The sequence below is a fragment of the Trichococcus collinsii genome, assembly GCF_900107505.1.
Lineage (GTDB): Bacteria > Bacillota > Bacilli > Lactobacillales > Aerococcaceae > Trichococcus > Trichococcus collinsii.
Genome location: NZ_FNQH01000005.1, coordinates 40,199 through 59,317, shown reverse-complemented (window position 1 = coordinate 59,317; position 19,119 = coordinate 40,199). Strand labels below are relative to the sequence as shown.

At 46.2% G+C, this 19,119-nt stretch carries 22 protein-coding genes, 1 pseudogene and 1 riboswitch; of the genes and pseudogenes, 16 read left to right on the top strand and 7 right to left on the bottom strand.

Annotated elements, in window-relative coordinates:
* The first annotated feature begins 213 nt into the window (after positions 1–213).
* From BLV66_RS11795 to BLV66_RS11780, 4 genes are all read left to right on the top strand, one after another.
* Positions 214–504 carry a LysM peptidoglycan-binding domain-containing protein gene (locus BLV66_RS11795; protein WP_256327906.1) on the top strand — a complete coding sequence of 97 codons (291 nt, stop codon included), beginning with the start codon at positions 214–216 and terminating at the stop codon, positions 502–504.
* A gap of 182 nt (positions 505–686) precedes the next feature.
* Positions 687–1,037: a DUF2200 domain-containing protein gene (locus BLV66_RS11790; RefSeq protein ID WP_086987057.1), complete on the top strand. Its 351-nt coding sequence runs from the start codon at positions 687–689 to the stop codon at positions 1,035–1,037.
* Between the two features lie 51 nt (positions 1,038–1,088).
* Positions 1,089–1,403 (top strand): pyrimidine/purine nucleoside phosphorylase, encoded by a 315-nt coding sequence (gene ppnP / locus BLV66_RS11785; RefSeq protein ID WP_086987058.1) that lies wholly within the window; start codon positions 1,089–1,091, stop codon positions 1,401–1,403.
* A gap of 513 nt (positions 1,404–1,916) precedes the next feature.
* Positions 1,917–2,411, top strand: a complete 495-nt coding sequence (locus tag BLV66_RS11780) for a DUF6803 family protein (RefSeq protein ID WP_086987059.1) — start codon at positions 1,917–1,919, stop codon at positions 2,409–2,411.
* A 109-nt stretch (positions 2,412–2,520) separates the two neighbouring features.
* Here BLV66_RS11780 and BLV66_RS15810 read toward each other — a convergent pair.
* Together BLV66_RS15810 and BLV66_RS11770 are read right to left on the bottom strand one after the other, a co-directional pair.
* Positions 2,521–2,742 (bottom strand): annotated as a pseudogene (locus BLV66_RS15810) (cytochrome b5 domain-containing protein); the annotation flags it as partial.
* A 222-nt stretch (positions 2,743–2,964) separates the two neighbouring features.
* Entirely contained in the window at positions 2,965–4,296 is a 1,332-nt protein-coding gene (locus tag BLV66_RS11770; RefSeq protein WP_176974252.1) for a ferredoxin reductase family protein, read from the bottom strand.
* Between the two features lie 149 nt (positions 4,297–4,445).
* Here BLV66_RS11770 and BLV66_RS11765 point away from each other — a divergent pair, with 149 nt between their 5' ends.
* From BLV66_RS11765 to BLV66_RS11745, 5 genes are all read left to right on the top strand, one after another.
* Positions 4,446–5,126, top strand: coding sequence for a response regulator transcription factor (locus BLV66_RS11765; RefSeq protein WP_086987061.1), 681 nt, complete (start codon positions 4,446–4,448; stop codon positions 5,124–5,126).
* Positions 5,126–6,472 (top strand): sensor histidine kinase, encoded by a 1,347-nt coding sequence (locus tag BLV66_RS11760; protein WP_176974251.1) that lies wholly within the window; start codon positions 5,126–5,128, stop codon positions 6,470–6,472. The genes BLV66_RS11765 and BLV66_RS11760 overlap by 1 nt, the downstream gene beginning before the upstream one ends.
* A 149-nt stretch (positions 6,473–6,621) precedes the next feature.
* Positions 6,622–7,545 (top strand): cation diffusion facilitator family transporter, encoded by a 924-nt coding sequence (locus BLV66_RS11755; RefSeq protein WP_218131844.1) that lies wholly within the window; start codon positions 6,622–6,624, stop codon positions 7,543–7,545.
* A gap of 35 nt (positions 7,546–7,580) precedes the next feature.
* The gene (locus tag BLV66_RS11750; RefSeq protein ID WP_086987063.1) at positions 7,581–7,982 is read left to right on the top strand and encodes an ester cyclase; all 402 of its coding nucleotides are present in this window, start codon (positions 7,581–7,583) and stop codon (positions 7,980–7,982) included.
* Positions 7,983–8,091: 109 nt separating this feature from the next.
* Entirely contained in the window at positions 8,092–8,367 is a 276-nt protein-coding gene (locus BLV66_RS11745; RefSeq protein WP_245826730.1) for a nucleotide modification associated domain-containing protein, read from the top strand.
* 82 nt (positions 8,368–8,449) lie between these two features.
* On the opposite strand, the gene BLV66_RS11740 is transcribed toward BLV66_RS11745, so the two are convergent.
* The 3 genes from BLV66_RS11740 to BLV66_RS11730 form a co-directional block, all read right to left on the bottom strand.
* On the bottom strand, positions 8,450–9,187 hold the full coding sequence (locus BLV66_RS11740; protein ID WP_086987064.1) for an amino acid ABC transporter ATP-binding protein: 738 nt from the start codon (positions 9,185–9,187) through the stop codon (positions 8,450–8,452).
* 4 nt (positions 9,188–9,191) lie between these two features.
* On the bottom strand, positions 9,192–9,860 hold the full coding sequence (locus BLV66_RS11735) for an amino acid ABC transporter permease (RefSeq protein ID WP_086987065.1): 669 nt from the start codon (positions 9,858–9,860) through the stop codon (positions 9,192–9,194).
* Between the two features lie 234 nt (positions 9,861–10,094).
* Positions 10,095–10,940: a transporter substrate-binding domain-containing protein gene (locus tag BLV66_RS11730; protein ID WP_086987066.1), complete on the bottom strand. Its 846-nt coding sequence runs from the start codon at positions 10,938–10,940 to the stop codon at positions 10,095–10,097.
* A gap of 344 nt (positions 10,941–11,284) precedes the next feature.
* Here BLV66_RS11730 and ade point away from each other — a divergent pair, with 344 nt between their 5' ends.
* Genes ade through BLV66_RS11715 form a run of 3 tightly spaced genes read left to right on the top strand, consistent with a single transcriptional unit; the run spans position 11,285 to position 14,746 of the window.
* Complete coding sequence (gene ade, locus BLV66_RS11725; RefSeq protein WP_086987067.1) at positions 11,285–13,009, top strand: adenine deaminase; 1,725 nt, start codon at positions 11,285–11,287, stop codon at positions 13,007–13,009.
* A 42-nt stretch (positions 13,010–13,051) separates the two neighbouring features.
* Positions 13,052–14,101: an inorganic phosphate transporter gene (locus tag BLV66_RS11720; protein ID WP_086987068.1), complete on the top strand. Its 1,050-nt coding sequence runs from the start codon at positions 13,052–13,054 to the stop codon at positions 14,099–14,101.
* Positions 14,102–14,113: 12 nt separating this feature from the next.
* Positions 14,114–14,746, top strand: a complete 633-nt coding sequence (locus tag BLV66_RS11715; protein ID WP_086987069.1) for a DUF47 domain-containing protein — start codon at positions 14,114–14,116, stop codon at positions 14,744–14,746.
* A 172-nt stretch (positions 14,747–14,918) separates the two neighbouring features.
* Here BLV66_RS11715 and BLV66_RS11710 read toward each other — a convergent pair whose 3' ends face one another.
* Positions 14,919–15,155, bottom strand: coding sequence for a hypothetical protein (locus tag BLV66_RS11710; RefSeq protein ID WP_086987070.1), 237 nt, complete (start codon positions 15,153–15,155; stop codon positions 14,919–14,921).
* Positions 15,156–15,382: 227 nt separating this feature from the next.
* Positions 15,383–15,494, top strand: a riboswitch (SAM riboswitch).
* 79 nt (positions 15,495–15,573) lie between these two features.
* Here BLV66_RS11710 and BLV66_RS11705 point away from each other — a divergent pair.
* From BLV66_RS11705 to BLV66_RS11695, 3 genes are all read left to right on the top strand, one after another.
* Entirely contained in the window at positions 15,574–15,876 is a 303-nt protein-coding gene (locus tag BLV66_RS11705; protein WP_086987071.1) for a hypothetical protein, read from the top strand.
* A gap of 83 nt (positions 15,877–15,959) precedes the next feature.
* On the top strand, positions 15,960–16,514 hold the full coding sequence (locus BLV66_RS11700) for a hypothetical protein (protein ID WP_086987072.1): 555 nt from the start codon (positions 15,960–15,962) through the stop codon (positions 16,512–16,514).
* 90 nt (positions 16,515–16,604) lie between these two features.
* Positions 16,605–16,967, top strand: a complete 363-nt coding sequence (locus BLV66_RS11695; RefSeq protein WP_086987073.1) for a DUF488 domain-containing protein — start codon at positions 16,605–16,607, stop codon at positions 16,965–16,967.
* Between the two features lie 318 nt (positions 16,968–17,285).
* Here BLV66_RS11695 and BLV66_RS11690 read toward each other — a convergent pair whose 3' ends face one another.
* On the bottom strand, positions 17,286–17,645 hold the full coding sequence (locus BLV66_RS11690) for a hypothetical protein (RefSeq protein ID WP_086987074.1): 360 nt from the start codon (positions 17,643–17,645) through the stop codon (positions 17,286–17,288).
* Between the two features lie 289 nt (positions 17,646–17,934).
* Here BLV66_RS11690 and BLV66_RS11685 point away from each other — a divergent pair, with 289 nt between their 5' ends.
* Positions 17,935–18,975, top strand: coding sequence for an NAD(P)-dependent alcohol dehydrogenase (locus BLV66_RS11685; RefSeq protein ID WP_086987075.1), 1,041 nt, complete (start codon positions 17,935–17,937; stop codon positions 18,973–18,975).
* Positions 18,976–19,119: the final 144 nt, after the last annotated feature.

The window sequence follows — 19,119 nt, the reverse complement described above, 5'->3', positions numbered from 1 at the left end:
CTCATCCTGATTACATCATACACCAAAATTCAAGATAACCAAATCCATATGATACAGCTATGCGTTTAACCTCCGAATTTTGATTAACAATTATGGAAGCACTAAAATGGAGTTGAAGAATAGGGTGCGAATGTGTGAGGTCCTTACAAAAATAGATTCAGTTCCGCTTTGGCCAATAGCATTGCTTGTAGTTCGGAAATGAGGGAGAGGGAAATGCGGGGTTGTTTGCAATGGATGCGTAGATGGGTTGTCTCTGCGTTTTTTTCGGTGCTGCTCCTTTTCGACATGCTATCACCAAATATCGTTGCAGTGGAATCACAAAATGCAGCGCAAGAGAATGTCATATATACAGTCAAAGCAGGCGATACGCTGTACAGAGTTGCTCTCGAATACGGAGTGACTGTGCGGCAGCTTGTGGCGGCGAATGACATCGTCCAGCCTAGATTGATCAGGATTGGTCAAAAAAATGTCATTCCGAAAGCATCCGCTGCTGTTCATGATTGAGGAGTTCATTTCGTAAAATGGGTTAAGAGTAGTATATCGAAAAGTAAGCCGCAAACATATCTATTTGAATGTGTTCATGCGGCTTTTTTTGCTGATAAGTGATGAGCTTTTTTGCGATTTGTGGCATAATAAAAATCATAAGTACCAAAAATAGCTTCAGCAAGATTCAGAAGGAGGCCAGCATGAAAAATACAAAAATATTTGGGATGTCTTTTGCCAGCGTCTATCCGTTGTATATCAAGAAGGCCGAGAAAAAAGGCCGGACCAAAGAGGAAGTTGATGAAATCATTTTCTGGCTGACCGGATATGATGAAGCAACTCTGCAGCAACAGCTAGACAACAAAGTCGACTTCGAAAACTTTTTTAAACAGGCACCACAGTTGAATCCTAACGTTTCACTTATCACGGGGGTCATTTGCGGATATCGCGTCGAAGAAATCGAAGACAAACTTATGCAGAAAATCCGTTATCTGGACAAACTCATCGATGAGTTGGCTAAAGGGAAGGCCATGGAGAAGATACTGAGAAAATAGGTTATACATGCAAGAAAAACATAAAATAATCAGGCTAATGGAGGAAATAGGATGGAATTCAAAAATGTTACAGTGATTAAGGAAGCAAATGTGTATTTTGATGGGAAAGTGACCAGCAGAACGGTCCTGTTCGAAAGCGGAGAGAAAAAGACACTCGGCTTCATGTTGGCAGGCGAGTACGAATTCAACACCGATGCAGAGGAAATCATGGAAGTCCTAGGCGGCGACATGTCGGTCATGCTTCCAGGCGAATCTGAATACACACTCTACAGCAAAGGCCAAAGCTATGTCGTTCCAGCAAACTCATCCTTCAAGATGATCGTCGAGAAATATGTGGACTATTGCTGTTCATACAAAAAAGACTAGATCTGAAGCACCGCGTTTGCAATCGCTGTTTAGCACAACACAGGAAAAGCATCTGATTTCAACAAAATAAACCAGCCCGAAAAAGGAGTCCGTCTATCGAACTTCCATTTTCGGGCTGTTTTTTTATAGAGAGCGCATTGGATAACGTTTGTTTCGGCTATCCGTTTTCAGCTGTTAAACATATTCAACGATGCCGCGTTTGAGAAGCTCTTTCCTCAAAGCTTCATTTTCAGACCGTAGTCGTTTCACATCGGCTCTCAAAACAGAATCCTGGTTTCGGATTGTATTCATGATTAACTTCACTAAGACGAGAACAAGCAGTATTGAAATAATAAATTGGATTGTCAGCATAATTTGGACCCTTCTTTCCGGATTGTTTTTTACTACATTACCAGAATATCAGGTGATTATGTAGCTCATATGAAGACGCCCAATCTCCATCCAATCTACACATTCGTTCAGTATATTAAGACTATCAATTTTTAGTTATTTTAATTTGAGGAGGAAACAAAAATGAGCATGACTCATTATATGTCTTTGTTAGCTGCAAACCAGCCTTGGAATCTGATCATCTTTATGGCCATCCCAGTGATCTGCGCAGAGACGCTCACGATTTCGGAATTTTTCATTATTTTTGACAGGGCAAAATCAGGTGGACTGAGGACTCTGAACAAAATCGTCGGAATCTTTGCCGGCTTCTATTTTACGGGTATTTTCTTCTACCTATTGTTTAACGCAGTGATTCCATTGACCACCACAAATGGTTGGCATACATGGGTAGACGTTGTGGCAGTGGGTTTCTACTTGAGCGGCGTACTGTTCCTTTTGCCGATCGCATTAATGGAACTGGGTGTAATTTTCAAGAATAAAACTGATGAAGAGAAAATGAAAATCCACTTCATGCTGGTCGGCGGCTTCCTTGTCGTTGCGCATATTGCCATGATTTTCGGGATGGTGAATCCTGAAATCATCGACAGCATGGCCGTAATGCCGGGTATGACAAATTAGCCATAAATATATATATAAAGCATCCTCTGGTACGTTAAACGTATCAGGAGGTGCTTTTTCATCGTGACCATAAAAATCATCCTGCCACCAACTCAGTATCACTTCGTTGTTATTCCGCGAAAGTCCCGACAATCGGGAGCCCATCCAAAACGGAGGTACCATGCGGGGAATGGCTGATGGCCGTGGTGCAGTCGGTGCCCGCTTGTACCCCATAATGGCTCCCATTCTGCCATTTAGCTGCATGGGTGACGTCGTACACGATTCCGTCAACGGCGACATAGGCATCATTCCCGTTCTTTCCATCATATTGCGCTAATTCATCGAGGGTAAAGGTTTGGGCATTCGACTGGGTACTTGAAGGCGATGCAACTTCCGAGGATGAAACAGCCGAACTGGCAGCAGCACTGGTGAATGTCTGGTCGGTGTCGGTAGTGGATGCCTGTGTTGTTCCGCAGGCTCCGAAAAGTAAGCCTACACCGACTAAGAGGGTAATCATTTTAGCTTTGTTGTTATTTTTCATTTTAGTTTCTCCTTTTTTGATTTCTGTCAGTTTTTACAATCCAAATGACTCGAAGTGGATTTTTTGTTTTGGGACATTTTTGGAAACCAGGGTTGATTCAATGGTATGCATGAATCCTTTGGGACCGCAAAGGACAAATTCGCTGGTGGCATAGGGAACTGCAGTGGATTCGAAAATGGCTTCGGTCTTTTCCGCATCCAAGTAACCGTTCTGGGTTGAGTAAAAAGGAACGAAGGTGAAATTGGGCATATCTTTATGGAAAGAAGCCAATTCCGCTGCATAGGCAAGTTCATTCTCATTGCGCAAACTCCAGATGAGCACCGCTTTATTTTTGGTGTTTTTTTGGCGAAGGCTTTCCAAGATGCCTAACATAGGTGTAATACCGACACCGCCGGCGAACAGCACGAGGCTTTTATCCGTGTTTTGGATGTCTTCCAGTGGTTGCCCTAAGCCACCATAAGGACCTTCGACGGTCACTTTCGTCCCTGCCTTGATGCGTTGGATGATGTGCGTATAGTCTCCTGAGTCCTTGATCGATACGGAAAGGGCACGTGGATTTTCCGGTGCGGAAGTCAAAGAAAATGGGTGTTCTTCAAAACTATAGTTTCCATCCAGCACTCTTAAATAGATGAATTGTCCAGCCTTGTAATCAAAGAGCCGTCCGTTTTCGGCTGCCAGCGTCAAGCTGACAATCTGATCGTTCTCATTCACCACATCGGTTATAGTATAAATATTTTTCTTCAATAGAATAGGCCGGATCAGCTTATGGTACACATAGAAGCTTAAAGAAACGATGAAATACAGGGCGTACATTGCAGTCAAAGTCATATCTCCCCGGACAAAGTAGGCGATGGTGATGACATGCACAGATAGCGCGATGATGGCAACGATATTGAAATTATGCAGGAACTTCATGACGCTGTATTTGGAGAAGGCAAAATTTCCTATTGCATCCTTCACTATCTTGAATATTTTGATTCTCCCTAGCCAGTTAGTCATGAAGAACACAGACAATACGGTCAGCAGCAGGAACAGCATGATGGCAAAATCCCCGAAGACAGTCGAAAATTCAAACTCACCCCAAGCAAAACTTGCCCATTCTTTATGCATCAAGCCAAGCGCCAAAGCGACGATGGCCATGATGCCGTGGAAGCGATGGAACTTATCCAGGCTGAAGTATTTTTCGATGAATTTAGGTCTTGCGGCCGTTATCAGTTCGGATAACAGCCAAGTGTAGCTGAGGATGCCGATAAAAGCAGGTGCTGCGATACTGAAGTTTAGCCCTTTTAGCGAGATGAAAGCAATGGGTAAAGGGCTCAAAAAATAAATGGCGAGAATCATATACTGGATTGCTTTTCTTTTCATGTAGATTTCCTCCGACTTCTTATTTATATTCATTATAGATAAGTGGATTTAGGATGGCATGAAGGTAAGCTGAAGATTACCTGAAGATGCTATTTTTCTTTCTGTGAGTAAACGGAAGCGTGCTACAATAAAGCAAAGAGGTGAACGCAATGGACGGGAAAAAAACGCGCGTTTTGGTGGTGGATGACGAACAGAGCATCCGCGATTTTTTGACGATGGGACTGGAAGACGAAGGATACAGCGTGGAAACGGCAAAGGACGGCTTGACGGCGCTGACGAAAATGCATGAGAATCCTTTTGACATCGTCATTTTGGATGTGATGATGCCGGGCATGGATGGCTATGAATGCTGCCGCATGCTAAAGCATAAATATGATGTTGTCGTCATCATGTTGACCGCGAAGGACCAAGCGGAAGATACGGTAAAAGGATTGAAAATCGGAGCAGATGATTATCTGGCCAAGCCATTCAGTTTTCTGGAGTTGCTGACGCGAATGGAAGTCCGCCTGAATAGCCGTTTCCCGCAAAAGAATACAGTCATCCGTAAGGGGCTCTTTTCGGTCGATAATGCCCGCCATGAGATTACGTTCGAGAATGAAAAGCTTGATCTGACACCAACGGAGTACAAGCTGATGTGCTTGTTGTTCGATAACGTGAACATCGTCATTTCGAAGGAGACCATCATGAATAAGGTATGGGGCTATGATTATTTCAGCAGTTCGAATGTGGTGGAAGTTTATATCCGCAACTTAAGGGAAAAGCTGCAGGATACGTCGCACCGCTACATTAAAACCGAACGCGGATTCGGCTATAAATTGGATGTGGAATGATGAAAACGAAAAGCTTAAACAAGCAATTGTTCCAGAGAAGCATGCAGTTGCTGGTGCTGTTTTTGGTGATTATCGGTTTTTTGCAGACAAGCCTGATTTATCTCTACACCGAAAACCAAAGGGAAATGGAAGTGGAGACCTATCTGGAGGCTCTCCAACAAACACCTGATCTGCTCGGCGAAGAAGAGCTGTTGGCCAAAGAAGCGTCAGAGATTGCCGAGGATTTTGCTTCAGATGCGAACATCGTTTTTTATGCGAGCTCCGGAGAAAAGCAAATAATCCACACCAATCGACTATTTTTAAAAAATAAAGAGACGGCAGCGTACACTGAGCCTGTCTATTATGAGGGGAAAGAGATCGGTACCATAGAGATCATCTATTCCATCCACGAGTCGGTGGAGTTGATGCTTACCCAGCTGATTATTTATGTGATTGCCAGCATCGTCATTCTCGTTTTGGCTTGGCGGTTCTATGGGCGTATGTTGAGGAAAACACTGGCTCCTTTGGATAGCGTCATTGCCTCGGTTTCTGAGGTTTCGGTCGACAATCTTGATCAGCCGATAGTTATCGCAAATGCTCAAGCGGATATAGCCAAACTGGTGGATTCAACCAACGAGTTGAAAGTAAGACTGCGTGATTCCTTTCAGATTATTGAAGAGAATCAGCATAAATTGCAGCAATTCGTTTCCGATGCATCGCATGAGTTAAAGACACCGCTGACGACAATCCAGGGCTATTCGGAAATTCTGTTGCGGGGAAAACTGGATAATCCTGAAAAGATACGCTATTCTCTGGAAAGCATGCTTGATCAGACAAAACGTTTGACCTATATTGTGAACGAATTGCTGGAACTCTCAAAATTGGATCGCAAGGTCCAGATGGGGAAAGATGAACTGAACCTCAATGATGTTCTGCAGGACTTGTACCCCTTGTTAACGATGATTCAGGAGGGACGGGAACTGAAGCTGACGATAGGCGAGATACCGAATGTTATGATGAACCGCAAAAAAATCGAGCAAGTCATTTTAAATATCGTGCAGAATGCCATTTTCCATTCGGATCCGAAGACGCCAATCATGATTCGTACCTACCAAGAAAATGAAAAAGTTGTCATGGCAGTCACCGATTACGGTGAGGGCATTGCTGAGAAACATCTGCCGCTTATCTTTGATCGCTTTTACCGTGTCGACACCGATCGTTCACGCGAAAGCGGAGGGACGGGATTGGGTTTGGCTATCTGCCAAGACATTATGCATGCGCATAATGGGGAAATCGATGTGCAAAGTATGATAGGAGAGGAAACGACATTCTTTATCTGGTTTCCTGAAATGAAGGAAAGCGTGTAATGTAAAAATGAAGAGGGATCCCTAAATTAAAAAGGGGAGTCCCTTGTTTTGTTAGGAAAAGGGGTCCGTGGATTTTTCCATTTCGTAAAATTTGGAGTATGATTATGGCATAGATAATTGTTTGTTGCGCGTAATAGGAGGGGTGAAAGATGACTGAACATACCCATGCACCTAGCCATCCGGATGGTATGGACGGCGTGAAAGGAAAAAATTTGCTCATAACCATCGCCCTGAAGCTTTTGCTGACAATTGCCGAAGTGTTGGGCGGTTGGTTTTCCGGCAGCTTGTCGCTGCTTTCCGATGCGCTCCACAATCTTAACGATGTATTGTCCATCGTCATCAGTTGGTTTGCCGTCAAGATGGCAGAAAAAAAACACGACAAGAAAAATACTTTTGGCTACAGGCGAGCCACCATCATAGCCGCAGTCATCAATGCTACCTTGCTGATCATCATGTCCCTTTTCCTTTTCAGGGAAGCTTATTTTAAATTCATTCAGCCTGAGAAAATAAATGCACTGCTGGTCATCGTGATCGCCGCCATCGGGATTGTCCTCAATGCAGTAGCTGTATACCTGCTGCATAAGAGCTCAGGAGATGACTTGAATATGCGGGCGGTATACCTGCATTTTCTGAGCGATGCCCTTTCCTCAGTCGGGGTAATTGTCGGCGGTGTTGTCATCTATTATTTCGATGCTTATTGGATTGATCCCTTATTGACGGTGCTGATTGGTATATATATCCTCAAGGAAAGCTATGAAATATTGAAAGAGTCGGCAAACATCCTGATGCAGGGAACACCGAAAACGGTGGACATCGATGAAATAGCGGAGGAACTCGAAAAGATGGATGCGATAAAGGATATCCATCACGTCCACATTTGGGCGTTGGATGAGAACACGGTCTTTTTCGAAGCTCATGTAAATCTGCAAAATGATATTTTGGTCAGTGAACTGTCCGGCATTTATGAGAAGCTGGAACAAGTATTGAAAGTGCGCTTTGGTGTGACCCACTTGACGATCCAGTTCGAATATAATTGTTGCGATGATGCGGGCAGGGTAATCGATAAAGAATAAGCAAGAACAGAATCAATAGAAAGGATGTCTTTCTTATGTTGGAGGAGAATAAAGCACTTATTCATGATTTCCTTATGAAATCGAACAAAGAAGGTCGAACGATTGTTGAATTTTGTGTTCCAAATTTTACGGCTCATATCGGTGCATCGCCAACAATGAATCTGCAAGAATTCCAGAAGTTTCAAACCAACTATTATGCGAGCTTCTCAGAAAGCCAGATCACGTTGGAAGATATGATTGCTGAAGACGACAAGGTGGCGTTCCGTGGGGTTGTGAGGGCTATGCATACTGGGGAGTTCAACGGCATCCCGGCCAGCGGGAAATCGGTAGTTGTTCCCGTAATCGGGATGGCAAAGATAACCAATGGGAAAATTGTGGAATGGTGGAACTCGCCGGATCGCCTGAGCTGGATGCAGCAGATAGGCGCAGTCCGCTGACACTCGGGAGAAATGCTGGAAATGAATAATAGTACGGTTTTATGAGTATTGTAGTGAGGGTGGGTTCATGCTCACTGTTTGAGTAAGCTTAATAAGAAGGAAAGCGGTGATGGATATGACGAAAGTCGAGCAGCACAGGGAAATATGCGAGAGGTTGAATCAGCTGTACGCGGCAAAAAATAAAGACTATGGGGATAGTTTTGGTGACAGCTTCCAAGAGTATGGGCTGACGATGCCAGCTATTCGATTGGATGATAAATTGCACCGGTTGAAACAACTGATCAAGCAGGAGGCCGAAGTTAAAGACGAGAGTATTACAGACACGCTGATGGATTTGGCGAATTACGCAATCATGACAATCATCGAAATCGAGAACAAGGCATAATCCTGAGCATAATAGTATCAATTGCCTCAACAAAAAAGATAGATGAGACCAAAGCTTGGATGCTCTGGTCTCGTCTATCTTTTTAAATCGTAATGCTGTTGATGAAGCGAGCGATTCTGGGCTCGGTTGTGCTTTCGAAGAAGTCCTTTGTTGGACCGTCGAAGCCGACCTTACCGTCCTCCAAGAAGAGCATGCGGTCCGCTGCTTCCCTTGCGAAGTCAAGGTTGTGCGTCACGATGATCATGGACAGCTTTTCGGAAGCGAGTTCTTTCAGCACGCGCAGCACTTCTGCTTCCAATTCGGGATCGAGGGCAGAAGTCGGTTCATCAAATAGGACGAAATCTGGCTCCATGGCCAAGGCGCGCGCGATTGCTACGCGTTGCTGCTGGCCACCAGAAAGTTGGTCCGGGTAATGGTCTAGTTTGTCGGCCAAGCCGACTTTGGTCAGCAGGTTCTTAGCTCTGGCCGTCGCTTCCGTTTTAGAAAGTTTCAGGACTGTGAGCGGGCCTTCGATGACATTTTCCAATACTGACAGATGTGGGAACAGGTTGAAGCTCTGGAACACCATCGCCGTTTCTTTTCTGATGGCCATCATCGTTTCTTTCGATATTTTGGAGCTGAAATCGACTTCGAGATTACCGTTTTTCAGAATGCCGCTCTCAGGCACTTCCAGCAAATTCAACGTACGCAACAGCGTGGACTTGCCTGAACCGGATGGGCCGACAATGACGGTCGTTTCGCCAGTTTTGAAAGTTAATGAGATATCCTTAAGGGCATGAAAGTCACCGTAGGATTTTTGGATATGTTTGATTTCGATCATGTCGTCACGCCTTTTTCAGATATTTGGAAGTTCTGATTTCCAATTTGCCCTGGATCCAAGTCAATACTGTGCTGATAAGGAGGTAGATCACAGCCACTTCCATATACAGAATCAGCGGTTCATAGGTAACGGAAGCGAATTGCTGACCGACCATCGTCATTTCAATGATCGTGATGCTGGATGCCAGCGAAGTCGATTTCACCAGAGAAATGAAGTCGTTCATGACGGCCGGCAAGGCGATCCGGATGGTCTGCGGGAAGATGATTCTTTTCAGGACCTGACCGTGCGTCATACCCAAGGAATCAGCCGCTTCCCATTGCCCTCTCGGAATGGACAGGATTGCGCCGCGGATGGATTCGGCCGAGTAGGCGCCGCTGTTCAGGGCGAAAGTCAGGATGGCAGCCGTCCACGCATCCAAGGTGATGTTCAGCTTCGGCAAACCGAAAAAGACGATGAACAATTGGATCAAAAGCGGAGTGCCGCGGAATACCCAAACATAGAACCAAGCCAGCCCTTTCAATAATTTACTTTTCGAAATCCGCATGACTGCAGTAAGGACCGCTAAGACAAGTGACAAGGCAAAGGAAATCAGCGCCAAGGGGATGGTGACGGTAAATCCTGCTTCCAGAATTGGCCATAGGGCGTTTTCGATTATGGATAATGTATGTTGCAAAATTTACTCACCATTCCTTTATATATATTAAAAATAAAAAAACTATTCAACGTCCAAAAGAGCATCACCGCAAATGGTTCACGAGATACCAAATTGTACCATGCTTCCAACAATGATGGCTAGCTTCAAGGGTTACCCATCCATAAATCAGATAAATCGTACCAATTGCGCCCCTTAGAGCGCAATTGGTACGATTTTTTGAATGTGGGTCTGAACGAGCCCGTTCAGCTTTTCTTATTCGTTGGCGCCGACGCTGATGTCTTCACCAAGATATTTTTCGAAGATTGCTTTGAATGTGCCATCTTCAGTGCGTGCTGCGATGATTTCGTTCAGTTTAGCCTGGAAGTCTGTGTTTTCCTTTTGCAGGATTATGCCGACTTTATCATTTGTAGGCAGTTTTTCGTCGATCAGTTTCAACGTGGAGTCTGGATTTTCTTCAAAGTAAGTCAAGAAGGTGATGTAATCGTTGATTGTTCCGTCCGCTCGGCCTGAAGTGATCAATTCGACTGCTTGGTTGAATCCGTCGACAGGGACGATTTCAGCGCCAAGGTCGCGGGCGTTCTGTGCATAATTGCTTGTAGTCGATTGGGCAGATTTTTTGCCGCTGTAGTCTTCTAAAGTTTGGATGTCGGAGTCTGCGCTGACAGCCAGTTGGCCGTAGGACTCGAAGTAAGCATCGGTGAAGTCATAGGCTTCTTGACGTTCTTCCGTAACGCCGACATTGTTGATGACGATATCGTATTTATTGACGTCCAATCCGGCAATCAAGGAATCCCATTTCGTTTCGACGAAGACAGGCTCAACGCCCAAATCTGCAGCGATGACTTCTGCGATTTCCACTTCGAAACCGACCAAGTCGCCTGTTTCTGTATCATGATAGCTGAACGGAGGGTAAGTGCCTTCAACCCCGATGCGTAATTGTTTGTTTTCTTCGATCGTTTTTAAGACGTTTACTGATGCAGCAGTGCTGGATGCTGTAGAAGCACTGTCCGAACTTGAGTCAGTTGTTGTTGCGCCGCAAGCCGCTAAAGCCAAGCCGGCTGTACCCACGAATAAGATCTTTGATAATAGTTTCTTCATTATGAATCACTCCTGTTTTGTTTTTTTATTTGAAACGCTGCTGGTCATTCGACCTGAAAAACTCCCCCACGCAGTTATCGCTTGTGATGCTGGCCCTCAAATCGACACTTTCTTACTTTTTGTCGTTCTGAGGCATGAGGAAATCTTATCACCGGTGCATGTAAGAAGCAAACAGTTATAATCGAACAAGGTTGATAGGTAAAAGCGATCACCTGATATTTATGAATGCTGCAAATTGTGCGACGATTAAGAAGCTTATCGGTCCACACTCGAATCGTGTATAATATAGGAAACAACGAGAGATTCGCTGACTAAGAGAGCGAATGGAACCAGGGGGAATTTGTATGACAGATGCATTGAAAAGATTGATTCAGGCTGCACAGCAACCGGAGGAAGCGGACCTTATCATCCAAAATGGAACAGTAGTGGATGTATTTTCGTTGGAGACCTTTAAGTCGGACGTTGCGATCAAAGACGGTTGCATCGTCGGCATCGGAACCTACCCAAACGGAAAGCAAGTGGTGGATGCTTCGGGCAAGTATGTCATGCCGGGCTTTATCGACGGGCATATCCATATCGAATCGACGATGGTGACGCCATCGGAATTTTCGCGTGCGCTCATCAAGCACGGGGTGACGACCGTTGTGACCGATCCACATGAAATCGCGAACGTTGCAGGTACGATCGGGATCGACTTTATGCTGAAGGACGCCGCCAATGCCGACATGGATATCCTGATGAAGCTGCCTTCGTGTGTACCGGCAACGCCCTTCGAGCAGAATGGGGCAACGCTGACGGCGGATGATCTCCGCCCTTATCTGAAAAATTCAGCCGTTATCGGTTTGGCGGAAGTGATGGATTATCCATCCGTTTTGAATGCAAATCCGGATATGCTTGAGAAAGTCCGCATGACGATAGACGCGGGAATGATGGTCGATGGCCATGCAGCCGGGTTGCCGGATGCTGCGCTGAATGTTTACAGCACAGCTGGGATCCGCAACGATCATGAGGCGGTCACTGCTGAAGAAGCGATCGCGCGGGTACGTCGGGGCATCCATGTGTTAGTGCGCGAAGGATCAGCCGCGAAAGATTTGCTGGCGCTGTTGCCGGCCATCAACGAAAGGAACAGCCGCCGTTTTTCATTCTGTACGGATGATAAGCATCTGGACGAATTGGCAGAAGAAGGAACCGTCAATTATGCCGCGCAACTGGCCATCCAAAAGGGCTTGGATCCGCTGATCGCCATCCAGATGGCTACGCTCAATAATGCGGTGTGCCACGGCATCGATGACAAAGGCGCCATCGCACCCGGGTATCTGGCGGATATCCTGATTACGGACAGCCTGGAGACATTGCGCCCGGAAACGATCATCAAAGACGGACGCTTGCTGGACCTGGGGGCTTTGAGAAGCATCCGCGCAACTGTGCCGGAGGCCGTCCGATCTTCTCTTCATTTGAAGAAAGTTACAAAAGACGACTTGCAGATTCCGCTTCAGGAAGGCCAGAAAGCTTGGGTCATCGGCGTTGTGCCGGGCCGAATCATTACGGAGAAAATCGCAGCGGATGTGCAGACGGAAGACGGCTTTTTTGTTTCGGATCCAGAAAATGATCAAGTGAAGATGGTGGTGTGCGAACGCCATCACCAAACCGGCAGCATCGGGGCTGGCATCGTCAGCGGACTCGGTCTGAAACGGGGAGCCATCGCCTCGACTGTAGCCCATGATTCACATAATCTGGTCGTTGCCGGAACCAACGATGAAGATATGTTGCTGGCGATAGAGGAAGCGGAACGGATGCAAGGCGGACTCGTCATCGTTGAGGGCGGCAAGGTGCTGGCGTCGGTACCGCTGCGGGTCGGCGGCATCATGTCGGAAAAGCCGTACGAAGAAGTGATTGAGGAATTGCATGCGTTGCACGAGCAGTTGGCTACGCTGGCGGAAGAAGGGCAGAATATCTTTATGATCCTATCGTTCCTGTGTCTACCGGTCATTCCGCGTCTGAAATTGACGGATATAGGCTTGTTTGACGTCGAATCCTTCCAGCATATCGAAGTCGGGATTCCGATGTAAGGTCACTCGCTTCAGTGCAATCCGGAAAGGCGGTGGTTGTTTATGGCGATTTCATTCGGTGAATTCATTCAGTTGCTGCTGTCGAGCCCGGCTATTTTGGTGACGTTGACCTTGACGCTGGGCGTGGTTTTGGTGAACGGGTGGACGGATGCGCCGAACGCCATCGCCACCTGCGTGTCGACCAGAAGCATGACGCCGCGGAACGCCATCTTGATGGCGGCGGTGTTCAATTTCTTAGGGGTCTTCGCGATGACTGCGATCAATGCGAAAGTTGCCCAGACGATGGCGAAGATGGTTGATTTCGGCGGGAATACAGATGATGCGGTCGTGGCGCTCTGTGCGGCTCTCTTCGCGATTGTGGTATGGGCCACTGCAGCTTGGTATTTTGGCATCCCGACAAGCGAAAGCCATGCCTTGATCGCTGGGGTATCGGGGGCTGCTATCGCGTTACAGGGCGGTATCGATGGCATCAATGGGGCGGAATGGATTAAGGTGCTGTATGGCTTGGTTCTTTCCACCGTTATGGGTCTGTCTCTGGGTTTCCTTGTCGTGAAACTGGTCGGCGTTCTGTTCAAAAATATAGAACGGCAAAGCACGACAACCTTCTTTCGCAACAGCCAGATAGCTGGTGCGGCTGCAATGGCCTTCATGCATGGGGCCCAAGATGGCCAGAAGTTCATCGGGATTTTCCTCTTGGGTATCGCTTTGTCGCAAGGAAATACAGCGACTGATTTTGTGATTCCTATCTGGTTGATGCTGTTGTGTTCCACGGTCATGGCCTTGGGAACGGCAATCGGCGGCGGGAAGATCATTAAGACGGTGGGGGTCAACATGGTGAAGTTGGAGACCTATCAAGGCTTCAGCGCTGATTTTGCCGGTGCCGTGAGTCTCTTGACGGCCTCCCTCTTGGGGCTGCCGGTAAGCACGACCCACACGAAGACAACGGCCATCATGGGAGTAGGCGCGGGCAGGCATTTATCGAGCGTAAACTGGTTGACGGTCAAGGAAATGGTTTTCACGTGGGTGTTGACATTTCCAGGCTGCGGCTTTGTCGGGTATTTGATGGCAAAGCTGTTCATTCGGATATTTTAGGGGGTTCCGGTAATGTTCAAAAAGAAGACGGAAAAGTTGGATTATTTCGATGAGTTCATCAAGCTTGCCGAATGGGGCGTCCAATCGGCGGAATTCCTGAAGCAGGTTTTGGCGGAGTATCCGGTCGCTGATCTCAGCCAAAAATTGGACGAGATGCATGAAATCGAACACAATGCCGACCTCGCGAAATATAGGCTGATGCGCTATATGTACAATGATCTGTTGCCGCCTTTCGATAGGCAGGATGTGATCGCGCTAGTCACCAGTCTGGACCATGCCATCGACATGATTGAGGATGTCATGATCCACATTGAAATCTATCAACCGCAGAACATCACCACGGAAATCAATAAATTCCTCGATCTGGTCGAAAAATCAGCAGAAGAACTGCTTAAGGCGGTGCGGCTATTGAAAACCTACAAGAAATCGCAAAAAGAGATCCATGCAGTCATCGACCGGATCAATGCCTGTGAAAAGGAAGGAGATCTGCTGTATATCCAATCCATGCGCGATCTCTATCAGAGTGATGCGGATGCCGTTAGCATCGTCATCCTCAGCAAAATCTATAAATCCCTGGAGGATTGCTGTGACGCCTTTAAGGACGCGACCAAATTTATGGAAGAGATTGCGTTGAAGTATGCGTAGCTCGCTGCACTTTTTCCTTTCGTTCTGGCAGCTATAAATTTATAAAAAAAAGATCCCCACAAGACAGAAAATTCTTGTGGGGATCTTTAGCAGCAATACATCGTTCAAAAATGTTCATCTACCAAGATTTTTTGCCCGGTTAACGAGAGCATTGAGTAAAGGTTGGAGTCATCTATTCAGCGGGACAACTAAGATTTTCATCCTTGTCTCTGGCATGCATGCTTACGCCGTTCATGTGGTTGTCGTCTTCAGTGTGATGACGCAGATGAGTGGCATGGCTGCGTACATACTGACCGTGATTTTCAAATGTTGTAGTATCCATCATTGCTGCTTCTACGGGAGTTGCGACAGCGAATGTTGTCAATGCAGTAAAAGAAATCAGGCCAATCATCAAATATTTTTTCTTCATGGGTAAGTTCTTCCTTCCTATGTATAAACTGGCTATAGTTTATGAGACTGTTTCCGTGTTGTTGATCGGACAACAGGAATGATCAGCAACGCGGGATCGCTTGATCCTTCTTAAGGATACCAAGGAAGTGTGTAGAACAGATGTAGATGAAGAAAACAAATAAATGAATGATAATTAATTGAATTTTGCGCAAGTGTATGACATAATATGTTTGAAAATTAAATAACTGCTATATCAAGAGAGATTGAGGGACTGGCCCGATGACATCTCAGCAACCGACCCACGCCTGAATGCGGCGGCACGGTGCTAAATCCTGCAGAGCAATCTGAGAGATAAGAAGAGCAAAGCGACATTCCCGACTCTTCTTTTTAGTAAGAAGGGTTTTTTGTTTTCAAAAAACAATTTGGAGGGAAAGACGATGACAATGACAAAAGAACAATTCGAACACTACGGAAGAAGCTACGAAAGAATAGTAGCTGCAGGCGGCCCGAAAAGCCAAAGCGAGGCCATGCTCTACCATCAGTACAAACAGCAAAAACAACAACTGGATGGTGTAAGGCAGGTCGACAAGGAGCAGTTTCAGAGTGAATTAATCGAAAAATTGGTGGAAGTGCAACAGCTTGAACGGAGCATTGAAAAGCTGCAAGGACAGCTTCAAAACGAAAAAATTGCTCTGAAAAACATGACCGAAACGTTGGTACTGCTGGAAGCTGAAGTGTAGATGAACCAACTGGGGATATGCTGAGAAAATTTTCTTCGGCATGTATGGCAACATATAATTCTTTGTACGAAGGAGTCGAACGAATGAATCATATTTCTCGTGGGGCACCAGCTAAATACGCCCATTTTCCAAATATTAAAAAGATTGGTCATTCAGAGAGAGTTTCTTGCGGTACTTGCGCATTTTATGACCGGAGTGATCGATCCTGCAAGAAGCAGCCTGTCTTTGTTCCGGAGATCGGCTACAACTATTGGAAGTATTGCAAACACTTCCATCTTCATAGTGAGTATGCTTCGCAAAGTAATCTCAGTTTTGTTGAAAGAAACTGGATGAGTGTAGTTAAAAAGAAGAAAAGAAACGCTGAAATAAATGAACAATCACCGAAAGCGGCAGCAGCTCAAAGGAAAAAAGAGCATTCCAAAAAATCAGAATGGCATGATTGGGAGATTTCCGTATATGACTATGAGGATAAAGAAGCTTACAGTTACAGAGTTGTCCAATCACCGAACAGCAACTTAGCTAAACGCCAAATCAGCAAAGATTCTGTACTGTTCCAAGAAGCAAGTAAAGTAGCTCCCGGAACAGATTTCAAAGTGAATGGATTCAGGTATAAGTTGATCAGTAAGAAAAAATGCTAGTCATGTTCGGAATGAGATTCATTGAACAGAATAATTTGGGATCAAGTAAGGTAGGAATATTAAGCTTAATCAAGAAAAGGAGCACTATGCATGAAACTGAAGATGAAACGCATCTATGAATCTCCCGCAGAAGCAGACGGTTTCCGTATCCTGGTTGACCGGTTGTGGCCTCGTGGGGTCAAAAAGGAAGCCGCACTGCTGGATGCGTGGTTGAAAAACAGCGCGCCTTCTCCGGATCTGCGCAAATGGTTCGATCACGATCCCGATAAATTTGCCGCCTTCAAGGAACGCTATGAAGAGGAGCTGTTGACGAGCCCGAAGACCACGGCTGCAGTGGCGGAGATCCTGAAACAGTTGGAAGAGACCGATGTCACATTGGTCTATGCCGCGCGGGACCCGGAAATCAACCATGTCGTTGTGCTGTGGGAATTTTTGGAGAAACAGCGGAAATAGGCGCTTGTTGCATTTAGGGATTGCGATTCGTCGGTTGTTGTAGCTGCATTAGTGTACGTTTAGTAGACTGAAGCGGTTTGTATTGAGTTTCAGTAGGGAATGGCTTGCCGAACAGTCGACACCATCCCAATCTGTCGGCTTTCGAAGTGACAGCACAATTGATCAAGACATATGCCTTATTTCAATTTTGAAAAGAAAAAACAGGGCTGAGTGACCGACACCGAATCTTCATTAAGCTTTACCGCTATTCCCGAACCGCGTAGCTGATTTTGCTGGTCGACTTCTTATCGCAGGCTGCTTGCTTTCTCATTTTAGTGACTATTTTTGTTCCAACACCACTCGGTAATAACCATCATCGCCTTTGAAAACCAATTTGATTTGCAGTTCCCTTTCGGAAAGTTCTGGATCAACAAAAGTGTTCGTCTCGTCGGATACTTTTTCTTTAATGGCATCTAGGGAGTCATAATAGGCTACGATGAACGGTTCATGCTCTGCATCAAAATCAGCAATTTGTTCCAAAAATGCAGCTTCGTCGTCGATAACTTCCGTACTGATGACTTCTGCGCTTTCGCTGACCGATGATTGAGTGACTTCTGTTTCAGGAATTTCCTCCGCACCATTCGAACAGGCCATAAGCAATAATGCAACCGGAAGAGCTAAATAAGCTTTCATTTTCAAGTTGATTCCTCCTATTTTCGAATTGTTTCAATATTAAGTATAAACCAGTTATGCTGATAATAGAAATAATGTTAACAATAAGGAACAAAAAGATGGTCTGGGGATGGGAATTGGCAAATTGATTGGTGCAAGTCAGCAATTTGCCAGATGATTTCCTGATGCGTATGCGAAGTAATTCTGGTTTACCACTGGTTATCGCTTGACTTAACCTTAACTTCAAGGTGTATGCTTGTTCTACAAGAGCGAGAACGCTGCTTTTGATTAAACAAGCATAATGGAGGGGAAATAGATGGTACTAGCGAGAGCAAGAGCAGTCGACGGTCCGGACAAACCGTTCCGATTTGCTGAAATAAAGAGACGGGAATTGGATGAGCAGGACGTTCTGATCGAAATCAAATTTGCGGGTATCTGCCACTCGGATATCCATACAGCCCATGGTGAATGGGGGCATGTGCACTATCCACTCGTGCCTGGGCATGAAATCGCGGGACTGGTCACAGCGGTCGGACCTGGTGTGACGAAGTATCAAATCGGTGATCGCGTCGGTGTCGGCTGCATGGTCGATTCCTGCGGGGAATGCGAAAATTGTTTGCGCGGCGAGGAGCAGTACTGTCTCAATGGCAATGTCCCGACCTATGCCGGAGTCGATAAATACGGCGAACCAACGCAGGGCGGCTATTCGACGCATATCGTCGTGACCGAAGATTTCGTGGTGCGGATTCCGGACAATATTGGACTAGATGCTGCGGCACCGCTGCTGTGTGCCGGCATCACCACCTACTCGCCTTTGAACCGCTGGCAGGCAGGCCCCGGCAAGAAAGTCGCTGTGATCGGTCTGGGCGGATTGGGTCACGTGGGTGTCAAAATCGCGCATGCGATGGGGGCCGAAGTGACTGTCCTTTCGCAAACGCTGAGCAAAAAAGAAGACGGCCTGAAGTTCGGGGCGCAGCACTATTACGCCACGAAGGATCCGGAAACGTTCAAGGAATTGGCCGGTAGTTTTGACCTCATCATCAATACGGTGAGCGCTGTGATCAATCTGGATGCTTACCTGGGCTTGTTGAAGCTCGATGGCACGTTAGTGAATGTCGGAGCTCCTGGTGAACCGCTGTCAGTGAATGTGATGTCCTTGATCGGGCATCGCCGCACCTTCGCCGGCTCTATGATCGGCGGCATCCGCGAAACGCAGGAAATGCTGGACTTCTGTGCCGAACACGGCATCGTTCCGAATATCGAAGTCATTTCCGCTGACCAAATCGACGAGGCGTATGAACGTGTATTGGCTTCTGACGTCAGATACCGTTTCGTGATCGACACGAGCACAATCTGATAAAAATTAGTTTCATGAACAGACAAGATGTCCCCGGGCTTTTCTTCGGGGGCATTTTTTAGTTTTTTTTTGCACTATCAGACTGTTCCGTTCAAATAGTTGTCGAAAAATGCCCGTTGTGCAGATCGGATACGAGGGGGATAA